Raw genomic sequence first — 13,619 nt, 5'->3', positions numbered from 1 at the left:
AGATTATTGAAGATGCATCTCACTATTCTGAAGCTGATTTAAATAAAACAGAATTAACTGAAGCAGAAAAAGCAGCATTGCCAACAAAGCCATATGCTGAAGGAAAGACGAAATTAATCGAAGTTAAAAACTTAAAACAGTACTTCAATATTGGCAAGAAAAATGAAGTAAGAGCGATTGATGATATAACGTTTGATATATTTCGTGGTGAAACTTTAGGGCTGGTAGGAGAGTCTGGTTGTGGTAAATCTACAACTGGAAGAACTTTAATAAAATTATACGATGCTACAGGTGGACAAGTTATATTTGATGGTACGGATATTCAATCAATCAAAAATAAAAAAGATTTATTAAAATTCAATCGTCGCATGCAAATGATCTTTCAGGATCCATATGCATCATTAAACCCAAGACTTAAAGTTATGGATATTATTGCTGAAGGTATCGATATTCATAAATTAGCAAAAAATAAACAGGACCGTGCAAATCGTGTTTATGAATTATTAGAAACTGTAGGTTTATCAAAAGAACACGCCAATCGCTATCCACATGAATTCTCTGGTGGACAACGTCAACGTATTGGGATTGCGAGAGCACTAGCAGTAGAACCAGAATTTATTATTGCCGATGAACCTATCTCAGCATTAGACGTATCGATTCAAGCACAAGTTGTAAACTTAATGCAGAAATTACAAAACGAGCGTGGTATTACGTTCCTATTTATTGCCCATGATTTATCAATGGTTAAGTACATTTCAGATCGTATCGGAGTAATGTACTTTGGTAAATTAGTTGAAGTTGGACCTGCGGATGCAATATATAACAATCCACTTCATGAGTATACGAAGTCATTATTATCAGCAATACCTTTACCAGATCCAGAATCAGAACGTACGCGTGTACGTAAAACATATAACCCAGATGTACATGCATACACTGCAGATGATGTTTTAGAACTACGTGAAGTAGCGCCAGACCATTTTGTTTATTGCTCTCCAAAAGAGTACGAAGCTTTAAAGAAAGCATATAATCACGACTACTAAAATGATCAAGACTTAAAGATGAACAATCATCTTTAAGTCTTTTTTGATTTTTATACATAAAAACTTATAATATTTATAAAAAAATATAAAATGTATTTTTACACGATATGCAAATTAAATAGTACTTAAATTTTAATTTAGCTGTCTAATAGGCGTAGTATATAAATTTTAAAGTTATACTTAATTAATGTTAATGAATAATTATAAAATAATAAAATATTCAAAAAAATTAGAAAATGTATAAAAAAAGTATTGCTATAAACTATCGAATAAAATATAATTAATACAAATCTTCTGAATATTCTAAAACAGCAGATTGAAAAATATTATATGTAGGGGGAAAGTTGAATGAAAAAGAACTTTCAATGGTTTTTAGTATTATTATTAGCTTTAACTGGTTTTGTATCAGCATGTTCTGGCGGAGAAGATAAAAAATCTGCTGGCGGAGATGGTAAAAGTGATCAAGTATTAAACTTTTCATCTAGTTCAGACATTCCATCTATGGACTCTTCACTTGCAACTGACCAAGTATCATTTGATACTTTCAACCAAGTAATGGAAGGTCTTTATACATTAGATAAAGACGATAAAGCCGTTCCTGGTGTTGCTGAAGGTGATCCTGAAAAATCTAAAGACGGTAAAACTTGGACAATCAAATTACGTAAAGATGCGAAATGGTCAAACGGAGACCCTGTAACTGCAAAAGACTTCGTATTTGCTTGGCAACGTACATTAGATCCTAAAACTGCTGCAGAATATGCGTACATCATGGCAGATATCAAAAATGCAACAAAAGTAAATGAAGGAAAAGTAAAACCTTCTGAATTAGGTGTTAAAGCAATTGACGACAACACTTTAGAAATTCAATTAGAAACTAACGTTCCTTACTTCCAAGAATTATTAGCATTTGGTTCATTCTTACCTCAAAACGAAAAATTCGTTAAGGAAAAAGGTGAAAAATTCGGTACAACTAAAGATGACACTTTATACAACGGTCCTTTCGTATTAAATGAGTGGAATACTGAGAAAAATTACCAATTAACACCAAACAAAGAATATTGGGATAAAGACAAAGTTAAATTAAAAGAAATTAACTATCAAATCGTTAAAGAAACACAAACAGCATTAAACTTATATACTACTGGTAAAATCGACGCAGTAGGATTAACAGCTGAAAATGTTGATAAATACAAAAATGATGCGAAATATAAAGATCAATTCTCAACTGAATTAGATGCATCAACATACTTTGTACGTATTAACCAATCTAAAAACAAAGATTTACAAAACAAAAATTTACGTTTAGCTTTAGCGAAAGCAATTGACAAAGATAAATATGTTAAAACTTTATTAAACAACGGTTCTGTAGCAGTAGATACTTTAATGCCTAAAGAATTCGTTAAAGGCCCAGACGGTAAAGACTACATTGAAGGCGTTAAATCACCTTTAAACTATGATAAAGAAGAAGCGAAAAAATATCTTGAAAAAGCGAAAAAAGAATTAGGTAAAGACAAATTTGCATTTGAGTTCTTAACGTATGATGCTGATACATCTAAGAAAGATGCTGAGTACATTAAAGAACAATTAGAAACAAACTTACCAGGTGTAACTTTAAAAGTTAAACAACAACCTTTTAAACAAAAATTAGAATTAGAATCTAAGAAAAACTACGAATTATCATTTGCTGGTTGGGGTCCTGACTATCCAGACCCTATGACATTTATCGATATGTTTGTGACAAACGGCCCTCATAACCAAATGGATTGGTCAAACAAAGAATTCGATAAAATGGTTAAAGATGCTAAAGGTCCATTATTAGAAGATACTGAAAAACGTTGGACGACTTTACAAGAAGCTGAAAATATCTTCTTAGAAGATGCTGCAATCATCCCAATGTATCAACGTGGTACTGCACGTCTTCGTCAACCTTACGTGAAAAACTATGTAACACACAAATTTGCTGGAGACACAACTTTAAAAGAAGTAGTTATTGAAGGTAAAAAATAAGAAAGATGACTAAGTGTCTTACTCATCTTTAAAAAAGAACTTCACCGATATATCGGTGAAGTTCTTTTATTTCAAATATATTCTCTTATTTTCTTTTACGACCTAATCCCATCGCGTTTTCCATCTTCTTAAGCATTTTATTCGCTTTAAACGCTGCTTTTTCAGCTCCACGATCTAAGATTTCATCTAGCTCTGGTGAGTTCATATAGTGCTCGTATTTCTCTTGGAACGGTGTGATAAAGTTAACCATCACTTCTGCTAAATCAGCTTTAAAGTCGCCATATCCTTTACCTTCATACATTACTTCAAGCTCTTCAATTGATTTACCAGAGAAGATTGAGTATATACCGAGTAAGTTTGAGATACCGGGTTTATTTTCTTTATCGTATTTTACAATGCCATCAGAGTCTGTAACAGCACTTTTAATCTTTTTCGCTACTATGTTTGGTGGGTCTAATAATGAGATGAATCCTTTCAAGTTCACATCAGACTTACTCATTTTTTTCGTTGGTTCTTGTAAACTCATCACACGACCACCGACTTTAGGCATTCTGATTTCTGGAATCACAAAAATGTCGTTATATTTATTATTAAATCGTTCTGCTAAGTCGCGCGTTAATTCCATATGCTGCTTCTGATCTTCACCGACAGGTACAATATGTGTACCATATAAAAGGATGTCAGCTGCCATTAATGGTGGATAAGTAAGTAAACCAGCTGGAATACCATCTTTACGATCCTTAGCTTTATCTTTAAATTGCGTCATACGTTCTAATTCACCGATTGTAGATACGGTAGTAAGCATCCATCCAGCTTGGGCGTGTGCTGGTACTTCTGACTGAATAAACAATGTTACTTTCTCTGGATTTAATCCACTTGCTAAGTATAACGCTGCTAGAGAGCGAATGTTTTTTCTTAAAGCTAATTTATCTTGAGGTACTGTTATGGCATGTTGATCTACGATACAGAAATAGCAATCGTAATCATTTTGAATTTCTACGAATTGTTGTAGCGCACCAATGTAGTTACCGATGGTTGGAACACCACTCGGTTGGATACCTGAGAATAATGTTTGCATATTAGTTTACTCCTTTTATAATAATAATTCTATTGTACTATATTGTAGTGATTTATAAAAATAGTGAATATGACAATTATGAAAAATCATGAAAACGTATTGTAATAAGCTTTTATTGGGTGTATAGTGAAGTAGTAAACAGAAAAAAGTGAGAAATTGATATTTTTAGTATCTGATTGAATGTTCAGACAATTATTTTGATTTTATTAGGGAATTCTCATTAAATTTTAATGTTCGGATAATATAATAAGAATATCAGGTTAGAGCATTCAGCTGATAGTTTATCTTAACGAACTTTTTAGAGAAAAAGATTTTTAAGCTTTTTCATTTGACAATGTTTAGATTGATCAGTAATGGGTAAAATTTATTATACGTTTAAGATAAATTATACATATAACTATCTAACCGATAAATAACACAATTAGGAGAGTGAGATGTATGGTAACATTATTTACTTCACCAAGTTGCACATCTTGCCGTAAAGCGAAAGCATGGTTACAAGAACATGACATTCCGTATACGGAGCGTAATATATTTTCAGAAAATTTATCAATTGATGAAATTAAAGCCATTTTAAGAATGACAGAAGACGGTACAGATGAAATCATCTCTACCCGTTCAAAAACATTCCAAAAATTAAATGTAGATATTGACTCATTACCTTTACAAGAGCTATATGAAATTATTCAAAAGAACCCAGGTCTATTACGTCGTCCAATTATTTTAGACGAAAAACGTTTACAAGTTGGATATAATGAAGATGAAATTAGACGATTCTTACCACGTAAAGTACGTACGTTCCAATTATTAGAAGCACAACGTATGGTAGATTAATAATTATTGCTGTCAAAATTTGTTCACATGAACGATTTTGACAGCTTTTTTATGCCGTTTTACAAGCTTAATTCATTGTGGGCGTGTATCCTTTCATGTACAATAGACTTACAATTCTATTGAATAGGGGGAGTAGACCATGAGAATTGAGCGCGTAAATGACACCACTTTAAAATTTTATTTAACATATGCTGATATAGAGGCAAGAGGCTTTAATCAACATGATTTATGGACGAGCCGTAAAGCAGGCGAAGCATTCTTTTGGTCAATGATGGAAGAAGTCAATGAAGAAGAAGAGTTTTTTGTTGATGGACCATTATGGATTCAAGTGCATGCCTTTGACAAAGGTATCGAATTTGTCATTACTAAGTCTAAGCAAGATGATGTATTACAATTACCGGATGATGAATCACCAGAGCAATTAGAATATCAAGTCAATGAATTTTTAAATAAATCTATGCAAGATGAGAAAGAATTACGTGATTTATTAATGAAAGCTGCAGCAGTGAATGAATTGGAAAATGAGTTCATTGCACATTTTGAATCTTTAGAAGACGTCATTCAATTTAGTTATGATGACCACTACGAAATTGATATTGAAGATTTATTATATATGCACGAAGGTAAATATTACTATTATGTGAGTTTTGATGAGCGCTTACCAGACGATGAAGTCCATGCGTATGTCGCACATATTCTAGAATATGCCGTTGAAACGAGAATTTCTAAAGAACAACTTGAAGAATACGGTAAAGTCGTTATGAGTTACAATGTGAAACATCAAGTAAGAAAATATTTTAAACAATAGTCATTTACATTTTTTACAGAAATGTAAAAAATACTTTGAGCATTTCCTACTATATATATGTAGGAGGTGCTTCTTTTGTTACAAGCGTTGAATTCACAACAAAAATTAGTTAATGCTCAACATGCTAAACCAGGAATATATACATGTCCAATATGTAATCGTCCAGTTGTCTTAAAAAAAGGTAAAGTTAAAATGCCACACTTTGCACATCAGTCAATAAAAGATTGTTTTATGTATATATACAAAAAAGAAACAGTATCGCATATCGAAGGAAAGTATGCATTGTATGAATTATTCACACCTCAAACGTGTTATATGGAATACTATTTACCTGAAATTGAACAAATTCCTGATTGCTTTCATCATACGGGTATTGCTTTAGAACTACAAATGTCAGTGATTCCTATTAATCATATAGCAGCACGTTCAGCTGGATATGGTTCCATTGGCATCGATGTTATTTGGATTGCTAAATTTCAAGATATAAAGATTGATGGAAAACGTATGAAACTGACACACTTTCAAAGTGCTTTGATACATTTGAAAGGAAATGTGTTGATCGCCTATCATACGGAGTTGAAAACTTTTTTTGCGCTTCATATCTTACAAATCGTTAACAGAAATACATTTGATATAGAAATCGAAACGATTCAATCGGGACAGGCATTACTACAAGCAGTTGAACAAAGTCAATTGAGTAGAGACTATCGCATAATAAGTCAACTTGAATCAAAGCAGTATATTCAAAACTGTTTGGCGAAGAAATCTGTGTTAGAACCAACCTTAAGTGGTTTATATCAACTTGGTATAGATCGCAGGCATATTCCGAAATATTTACGTGTTGTTTTAAGAGAACAACTTTATATCAATACATATCCAATAGAATGGCAAGTCGGTTTGATGATTATGATTCAACATAAAACTTTTAACTTTGATAAATGGATGAGTTTACTGAATTTAACGGAACAAAGTAAAAGATTAATGTCTCATGAACAATTAGCATTTCAAATATTAAAAAATTATCAAGTAACATCAAATCAAATACGTGCATTAATAACAGAAAAGTGAGAAAATTAATAGTATTAAATATTATGGAGGTATAGTATGACAGAATTAATGACGCGAAGTGAACAACTTGAACAAAACACATGGGATTTAACAACTATATTTGCAAGTGACGAAGCTTTTGAAGAGGCATTTACAGCATTATCTTCTTATTTAGGTAAAGAAAAAGAATTTCAAGGACAACTTGGATCATCTAGTGAAGTTTTATTGAATGCCTTGTTACTTGATTCTGAAATTGATGAATTGTTAGGTAAAGTGTACGTTTATGCGCATTTAAAACATGATGAAGATACAACAAATGCTAAGTATACTGCATTTGAACAACGCGCAGCAACACTAGCAAGTCAATTCTCATCTGCTTGGAGCTTTATGTTACCAGAGTTAATGACAATAGATGAAGTAAAATTAGCAGAATTTATTAAAGAAAATAACGGATTAGAACGTTTTAGATTTGATTTAGAAAAAATCAATAAACGTCGTCCACATGTATTAGGTGAGAAAGAAGAATTAATTTTAGCACAAGCACAAGAAGCATTATCAGCATCTAGTAATACATTTAGTATGTTCAATAACGCTGATTTAACATTTGAAAATGTATTAGATAAAGACGGTAATAGCTTACCATTATCACATGGAAATTATATTACTTATTTAGAGTCTGAGGATCGTGTCTTACGTGAGAATGCATATAAAGCAGTTTATACAGAATATGGTAAATTTAATAATACATTATCACAGACATTAGCAGGCAAAGTGAAATCAAGTGTATTCTCAAGTAAAGTAAGAAATTACAATAGTGCACGACATCAAGCATTATCAAATAATGACATTCCAGAGACAGTGTACGAAACGCTTATCAATACAATTAATGACAACTTACCTTTATTACATCGATATACTGCGTTACGTAAAGAGTTATTAGAATTAGACGAAATGCATATGTATGATATGTACACACCATTAATTGAAGATGTTGAATTTAAAGTATCATATGACGAAGCGAAAGACTGGATGTTGAAATCATTAGAACCGATGAGTAAAGAGTATACAGATGTGGTAAAGGAAGGTTTAATGGATCGTTGGGTAGATGTGTATGAAAATAAAGGGAAAAGAAGTGGCGCATATTCTTCAGGCACATTTGGTACAAATCCATTTATTTTAATGAACTGGACAGATAGTGTCAATAATACATTTACTTTAACACATGAGTTTGGACATAGTGTACATAGTTATTTCTCAAGAGCGAATCAGCCATCAAATATGTCAGATTATTCAATCTTTGTTGCTGAAGTTGCTTCGACTTGTAATGAAGCATTACTAGCTGATTATATGTATAAAAATTTAGATGACGAAAAGAAAAAATTATATTTATTAAATTACCAATTAGATGGTTTTAGAGGAACTGTATTCAGACAAACAATGTTTGCTGAATTTGAATATCTCATTCATTCTATTGTCGAAAAGAACGAACCATTAACAGCAGATCGATTAAACACTGAATACGCCGCATTAAATAAAAAATATTATGGCGATGCAGTTATTACGGATGACTATATTCAATATGAATGGAGTAGAATCCCTCATTTCTATTACAATTATTATGTTTTCCAATACGCAACAGGATATAGTGCCGCTTATGCATTGAGTAAACAGATATTAGATGAAGGTACACCCGCAGTTAATCGTTACATTAATCAATTCTTAAAGGCGGGTAGCTCAGATTATCCAATCGAAGTATTAAAGAAAGCTGGCGTAGATATGACATCTAGTGAACCAATTAAAAATGCATGTTTAGTATTTGAAGAACGTCTAGATGAATTTGAGCGTTTAATCAAAGCAATGAAAGGATAACATTGGATACGTTTTCAATTTGTCAACTTTGTGAACACTAACCTTTTACATTGAAACAGCTTTAATAACGTGTTATATTAAGTACATGAAATTAATCACAAACCAAACATACCCCTTTGTTTGAGTGAAAAATTTCTCCCATCCCCTTTGTTTAAAATGCCGTGTAATCAGACACGGTATTTTTTTATGCATTTTTTTAATGAATAGTAAAGGAATTCAATAATATTAACAATGAAAGCGATTGAAAAACTGTACTAGTAACTATAAAATTTAATTGATACAAAAAATACACCCACAACTTTGAAGTAGTGGGTGCATTATTAATGTTTAATACGCCAAAATAAATCGTAATCATAATAGACATCTTCAATAATATTTTGTAATTTCAATTTGCGAAGTTCATTCAATAATATATTATGTGGCCATTCATACACTACTTCAAGTTCATGTTCGCTTACCATTTCTTGTTCATGGATATATTCAGCAAGTGACGGTGGCAGTTTCTTCTCAATTGGAATGTCAACCAACTCATTAATAATATAGGTATAAATGTGGTAGTCTTGAATTCCTTCAACCTTTAAACCTTCATCTTCATAATTTTCATTGAAGAATACAAGTGTAGGTGTGACTGTAACGTCCATTTCACTAGCAATATGTTGGTCACATTTTAAAGATGTAGTGACATGATTGCTGCGAATATCTTCCATGAAGACATCAATATCTAAATTAGCTTTTTGAGCACAGTACATAATGAGTTCTTTGGTAATAATATCTTGTTTAGGCATAATTTCATTTTGTATAAAGTTTAAAAATAGATTAGCTTTCTTACGACCTTGTAATTCAGCTGCTTTGAAGGCTAACGCAATGTTATCATCACATGTTGTACTTTGGGCTTGGCATTTAGTTAATACTTTTAATGTTGGAAGTAGAATTTGTTTAACCTCTACGAATTGATAGTATTCAATTTGCAATTTACGTAAAGTAGCTTTTAGTTTCCAAGAATCTTTACAAAAAGGATCAAAGAAAGAATAAATTTCAATCTTTTGACTTGGTGTTAATTGTTCTTGTATTTGATTAACCATTAATTGTAGTTGTCCCATTCTACATCACCTTCAATCTTTAATCGACGTTTTTCATATGTTCAGCTGTTAACGTTAATCGCTGTAGTAAATAGTCTCTAACCTCATTTTCCATATCAACTTCGTGTGCGGCACGTGTCATATTTTCTAACCATGCTTTCTTTTCGTTTTCACCAATTTGAAAGTTCATATGACGGGCACGCATCATTGGGTGTCCATGTTCATCAGAATAGAGTGTTGGTCCACCAAGAAACTGCGTTAAGAATTGCTTCTGCTTGCGAGCAGTTTCAACAAAATCTCCAGGAAATAAGTGATTTATACGGTCGTCTTGTGAGACATATCGATAAAATATATCAATCATTTGATAAAGATTTTGTTGACCGATGCGCTCATAGAGTGTTTCCATATAGCGTCTCCTTACTTTTATACTAATATAGCATTTATTCACCAATTTTAAAGTATTTTGCTTGTGAGCTTTTGGTAATGATTATAAAATCGTTGTACTTTACTCAACGTTTCTCTTTTTTCAATGTTATAATATTCAAGGAATGCGTTAAAATTTATTTGCCCCTCTTCAAAGTTTGAAACTTCATATTCTAATTCGTAATCGCTTGTATCTAAATAGTAACTGGCATCAAGTACAAGCAAGCCATTTTTATACTCAACTTCACGGCGTTCCGTAGATAATGCTCCAAAAATGCGTAATGCGTTATCTGGAATATTCATATGCTTTAATTGCGCATCTATATTCTCAGGAATATACCCTTGCTCTATATATTCTTGATCAATAATGCGTTCATCGATAGCACCTGTGTATTCCATGATGCCAATTTTTTGTGGAATTTTTAAGGTCATTACTTTACTTGATCCGTTATCTCTTATGCGTAATGCACATTTATGAGATTTTAAATCATAATTGTTTGTATCGATATAAAAGTTTGTTTGCGTTATGATGGGTGCTGTTTCAAATAATTCCGATTTCAATTGCTCATATGTTGAATAATCGAGTATGTTCTTGAATTCAATTTCAAGTTCTTCCATGGTGAGCCCCCTTTAGTTGTATATTTTCATTATGTACAAGAGGACATATGAAGTAAAGTAAATTACACTATGACTTAAATAACTTAAATACAAATTCATTAAAGTATTTTGAATATTTATGTTAAAATATTCTTGTTAAGGAGATGATAATAGAATGAATTTACATGTCAATGAAATTAAATTAGAAGAAAATAAAGTTATATTATTAACAGAAGAACCTCAAATTGAAGTACAAGCAACTGGAACGATGGTCGTTGATAGTGATAACTTTCAATTTGTATATTTATTAGATGCTGGTAATGCATATGCAAATTTACGTTTTGTCGAAGAAACATGGGCGATGATGAAAGCATATAAAGCCTATCCATGGTTCCTTTACGGTACAATCGAATTAACTGATTTTAATACTGAATTTGATGAGTTATTGGATAATATTAAAGATAACTATAATTACGGAAAACCTTTTACTGAACGTGCAGAAGAGGTATTTGAGCTCTAAAGTGAGGTGTTTTTATGAACCAGTGGGATTTATTTTTATCACCATATAAACAAGCAATTGATGAATTGAAAATTAAATTAAAAGGAATACGTAAACAATTTCATAATGAAGGAAAATCTTCACCAATCGAATTTGTTACCGGGCGAGTTAAACCCATACCAAGTATCATTGAAAAAGCCAATACACGTGGTATTCCATTTGATCGTTTAAGTGAAGAAATGTATGATATTGCAGGACTACGTTTGATGTGTCAATTCGTTGATGATATTGATGTCGTCGTACAAATATTAAGGAATCGACATGATTTCGAAGTCGTTGAAGAACGTGACTACATTAAAGAAACGAAAGAAAGTGGATATCGTTCTTATCATGTCATTGTAAAATATCCAATTGAAACGTTGAACGGCCAGAAATTTATTTTAGCAGAAATACAAATTCGAACGCTCGCAATGAATTTTTGGGCAACAATTGAACATACTTTACGTTATAAATATGCAGGGGATTATCCACCGGAAATTCAAAATCGGTTAGAGCGTGCTGCAGAAGCGGCTTATTTATTAGATGAAGAAATGTCAGAAATACGAGAAGAGATAAAAGAGGCTCAAAAGTTTTATTCAGAACAACGTAGTGAGATTAGAGACTAAGGGGGTGAATTGATGCGCTTTAATATTTTATCTAAAGGTGATTCGAAGAGCAATGCATTGAAGCAAAAAATGATAGGTTATATGAAGGACTTTAATATGACTGAAGATGTTTCAACACCTGAAATCGTTATTTCAGTTGGTGGAGATGGCACATTATTACAAGCATTTCATACATATAGTCATAGACTCAGTGAAACAAGTTTTGTCGGTATTCATACAGGCCATTTAGGGTTCTATGCTGATTGGTTACCACATGAGGTTGAAAAATTGATAATAGCTATTAATAATGATACGTTTCAAGTCATTGAATATCCATTAGTAGAAGTAATCGTGCGATACGATGAAGGTCGTCCCTCACGATATTTAGCGTTAAACGAAGCTACTGTCAAGACACATAATGGGGCGACACTTGTTGCTGACTTATTCATTCGTGGGGATCAGTTTGAACGTTTTAGAGGAGATGGGTTGTGTATTTCTACACCGAGTGGTTCTACAGCTTATAATAAGGCTTTAGGTGGTGCATTAATTCATCCTTCACTTGAAGCGATGCAAATTACTGAAATTGCATCTATTAATAACCGTGTATTTAGAACAGTTGGTTCACCACTCGTGTTGCCTAAACATCATACGTGCCAAGTTGTGCCAGCTAATCCAAGTACGTTACAATTAACATTTGATCATCTGACAGCAGATCATAAAGGTGTGGCTTCGATACAGTATCGTGTTGCAGATGAAAAAGTTCGTTTTGCACGATTTAGACCTTTTCCGTTCTGGAAGAGAGTACACGATTCATTTATTGCAAACGAATGATTCAATTACAATACGTTATAAAAGAAGCCACAACTGTTAAAGCATTTTTATTGAATCAAAACTATAGTAAGAAATCGTTAAGCGCCATTAAACAAAATGGCGCTTTACTTGTTAATGATTGGCCAGTGACGGTTCGTGAACCATTAAAGACAGGTGACGTTCTTGAAGTGACACTTCCTGATGAGGTCAAAAGTCCAAATTTAAAACCAAGTAATCTGCAAGTAGAAGTTTTATTTGAAGATTGTATGTTAATTATTGTGAATAAACCCAGTTATATGAATACCATTCCGTCACAACTACATCCACATGACAGTTTGATAGAAGCAGTATATGGTTATATGGAGCGCAATACAAATGACAGAAGTGTATTGCATCCTGTAAGTAGGCTTGACCGAAATACGAGTGGTATTGTTGTGTTCGCTAAGCATCAGCTGTTTCATCATTTGCTAACGAATAAAATAGAAAAAAACTATTTACTGTTGTGTGTTGGCGAAGTAAAATACTCAGGTAACGTTTGTATGCCTATTGATCGCGCACAGGATTCAATTATTACTAGGACCGTAAGTGTGTCTGGCAAATCTTCCAGAACAGAATATTCATGTCTTCTTTATGATGCTGATCGTGATATATCATTGGTTAAAGTTAAATTGCATACCGGACGAACACATCAAATTCGCGTCCATTTTCAAGCTATTGGGCATCCTTTAATAGGTGATACACTGTACGGAGAAGATTGTCAGCTCAATCGACATGCTTTACACGCAAATCAAGTAACATTTAAACAACCACTTACAAATGACATGATTAACATTGAATTACCTATTCCTAAAGATTTCAGTCACATTTTTGATGTGTTATAA

General features: G+C 32.5%; 14 protein-coding genes. 10 read left to right on the top strand and 4 right to left on the bottom strand.

Features of this window, described 5'->3' with window-relative positions:
- Positions 1–77 precede the first annotated feature (77 nt).
- Together ACMGE9_RS02095 and ACMGE9_RS02090 are read left to right on the top strand one after the other, a co-directional pair.
- The gene (locus ACMGE9_RS02095) at positions 78–1,043 is read left to right on the top strand and encodes an ABC transporter ATP-binding protein (RefSeq protein WP_414044429.1); all 966 of its coding nucleotides are present in this window, start codon (positions 78–80) and stop codon (positions 1,041–1,043) included.
- Positions 1,044–1,391: 348 nt separating this feature from the next.
- Positions 1,392–3,050, top strand: coding sequence for a peptide ABC transporter substrate-binding protein (locus tag ACMGE9_RS02090; protein ID WP_414043607.1), 1,659 nt, complete (start codon positions 1,392–1,394; stop codon positions 3,048–3,050).
- A gap of 85 nt (positions 3,051–3,135) precedes the next feature.
- On the opposite strand, the gene trpS is transcribed toward ACMGE9_RS02090, so the two are convergent.
- On the bottom strand, positions 3,136–4,128 hold the full coding sequence (gene trpS, locus ACMGE9_RS02085; RefSeq protein ID WP_414043606.1) for a tryptophan--tRNA ligase: 993 nt from the start codon (positions 4,126–4,128) through the stop codon (positions 3,136–3,138).
- Positions 4,129–4,566: 438 nt separating this feature from the next.
- On the opposite strand from trpS, the gene spxA reads away from it, so the two are divergent.
- From spxA to pepF, 4 genes are all read left to right on the top strand, one after another.
- Positions 4,567–4,962: a transcriptional regulator SpxA gene (spxA, locus tag ACMGE9_RS02080; RefSeq protein ID WP_262993844.1), complete on the top strand. Its 396-nt coding sequence runs from the start codon at positions 4,567–4,569 to the stop codon at positions 4,960–4,962.
- 139 nt (positions 4,963–5,101) lie between these two features.
- Positions 5,102–5,770 (top strand): adaptor protein MecA, encoded by a 669-nt coding sequence (mecA, locus tag ACMGE9_RS02075; RefSeq protein WP_414043605.1) that lies wholly within the window; start codon positions 5,102–5,104, stop codon positions 5,768–5,770.
- A 75-nt stretch (positions 5,771–5,845) separates the two neighbouring features.
- Positions 5,846–6,838 (top strand): competence protein CoiA, encoded by a 993-nt coding sequence (locus ACMGE9_RS02070; protein ID WP_414043604.1) that lies wholly within the window; start codon positions 5,846–5,848, stop codon positions 6,836–6,838.
- 36 nt (positions 6,839–6,874) lie between these two features.
- Positions 6,875–8,686 (top strand): oligoendopeptidase F, encoded by a 1,812-nt coding sequence (gene pepF, locus ACMGE9_RS02065; protein WP_414043603.1) that lies wholly within the window; start codon positions 6,875–6,877, stop codon positions 8,684–8,686.
- 320 nt (positions 8,687–9,006) lie between these two features.
- Here the strand turns inward: pepF and ACMGE9_RS02060 are convergent, their stop codons facing one another.
- The 3 genes from ACMGE9_RS02060 to ACMGE9_RS02050 are packed head-to-tail and all read right to left on the bottom strand — an operon-like array spanning position 9,007 to position 10,806.
- Complete coding sequence (locus ACMGE9_RS02060; protein WP_414043602.1) at positions 9,007–9,786, bottom strand: DsbA family protein; 780 nt, start codon at positions 9,784–9,786, stop codon at positions 9,007–9,009.
- 19 nt (positions 9,787–9,805) lie between these two features.
- Positions 9,806–10,171, bottom strand: coding sequence for a globin (locus ACMGE9_RS02055; RefSeq protein ID WP_414043601.1), 366 nt, complete (start codon positions 10,169–10,171; stop codon positions 9,806–9,808).
- Between the two features lie 47 nt (positions 10,172–10,218).
- Entirely contained in the window at positions 10,219–10,806 is a 588-nt protein-coding gene (locus ACMGE9_RS02050) for a CYTH domain-containing protein (protein WP_414043600.1), read from the bottom strand.
- 154 nt (positions 10,807–10,960) lie between these two features.
- On the opposite strand from ACMGE9_RS02050, the gene ACMGE9_RS02045 reads away from it, so the two are divergent.
- The 4 genes from ACMGE9_RS02045 to ACMGE9_RS02030 are packed head-to-tail and all read left to right on the top strand — an operon-like array spanning position 10,961 to position 13,619.
- Entirely contained in the window at positions 10,961–11,305 is a 345-nt protein-coding gene (locus tag ACMGE9_RS02045; protein ID WP_414043599.1) for a hypothetical protein, read from the top strand.
- 14 nt (positions 11,306–11,319) lie between these two features.
- Positions 11,320–11,949, top strand: a complete 630-nt coding sequence (locus ACMGE9_RS02040) for a GTP pyrophosphokinase (protein ID WP_414043598.1) — start codon at positions 11,320–11,322, stop codon at positions 11,947–11,949.
- 12 nt (positions 11,950–11,961) lie between these two features.
- Positions 11,962–12,759: an NAD kinase gene (locus ACMGE9_RS02035; protein WP_414043597.1), complete on the top strand. Its 798-nt coding sequence runs from the start codon at positions 11,962–11,964 to the stop codon at positions 12,757–12,759.
- Complete coding sequence (locus ACMGE9_RS02030) at positions 12,756–13,619, top strand: RluA family pseudouridine synthase (protein WP_414043596.1); 864 nt, start codon at positions 12,756–12,758, stop codon at positions 13,617–13,619. Before ACMGE9_RS02035 ends, ACMGE9_RS02030 begins: the two co-directional genes overlap by 4 nt.

Origin of the sequence: Macrococcus animalis (assembly GCF_047425875.1) — a bacterium.
In the GTDB taxonomy this organism is placed as follows: domain Bacteria; phylum Bacillota; class Bacilli; order Staphylococcales; family Staphylococcaceae; genus Macrococcoides; species Macrococcoides animalis.
Note: the sequence above shows the minus strand (reverse complement) of the source record. Positions and strands in the feature narration are given on the sequence as shown.

Excerpts from the sequence above, each read along its gene's own strand:
- ACMGE9_RS02060 (WP_414043602.1), bottom strand. The coding sequence starts at position 9,786 with ATGGGACAACTACAATTAATGGTTAATCAAATACAAGAACAATTAACA.
- ACMGE9_RS02045 (WP_414043599.1), top strand. The coding sequence starts at position 10,961 with ATGAATTTACATGTCAATGAAATTAAATTAGAAGAAAATAAAGTTATA.
- ACMGE9_RS02030 (WP_414043596.1), top strand. The coding sequence starts at position 12,756 with ATGATTCAATTACAATACGTTATAAAAGAAGCCACAACTGTTAAAGCA.
- mecA (WP_414043605.1), top strand. The coding sequence starts at position 5,102 with ATGAGAATTGAGCGCGTAAATGACACCACTTTAAAATTTTATTTAACA.
- ACMGE9_RS02090 (WP_414043607.1), top strand. The coding sequence starts at position 1,392 with ATGAAAAAGAACTTTCAATGGTTTTTAGTATTATTATTAGCTTTAACT.
- spxA (WP_262993844.1), top strand. The coding sequence starts at position 4,567 with ATGGTAACATTATTTACTTCACCAAGTTGCACATCTTGCCGTAAAGCG.
- ACMGE9_RS02050 (WP_414043600.1), bottom strand. The coding sequence starts at position 10,806 with ATGGAAGAACTTGAAATTGAATTCAAGAACATACTCGATTATTCAACA.
- ACMGE9_RS02055 (WP_414043601.1), bottom strand. The coding sequence starts at position 10,171 with ATGGAAACACTCTATGAGCGCATCGGTCAACAAAATCTTTATCAAATG.
- ACMGE9_RS02040 (WP_414043598.1), top strand. The coding sequence starts at position 11,320 with ATGAACCAGTGGGATTTATTTTTATCACCATATAAACAAGCAATTGAT.
- ACMGE9_RS02035 (WP_414043597.1), top strand. The coding sequence starts at position 11,962 with ATGCGCTTTAATATTTTATCTAAAGGTGATTCGAAGAGCAATGCATTG.
- trpS (WP_414043606.1), bottom strand. The coding sequence starts at position 4,128 with ATGCAAACATTATTCTCAGGTATCCAACCGAGTGGTGTTCCAACCATC.
- pepF (WP_414043603.1), top strand. The coding sequence starts at position 6,875 with ATGACAGAATTAATGACGCGAAGTGAACAACTTGAACAAAACACATGG.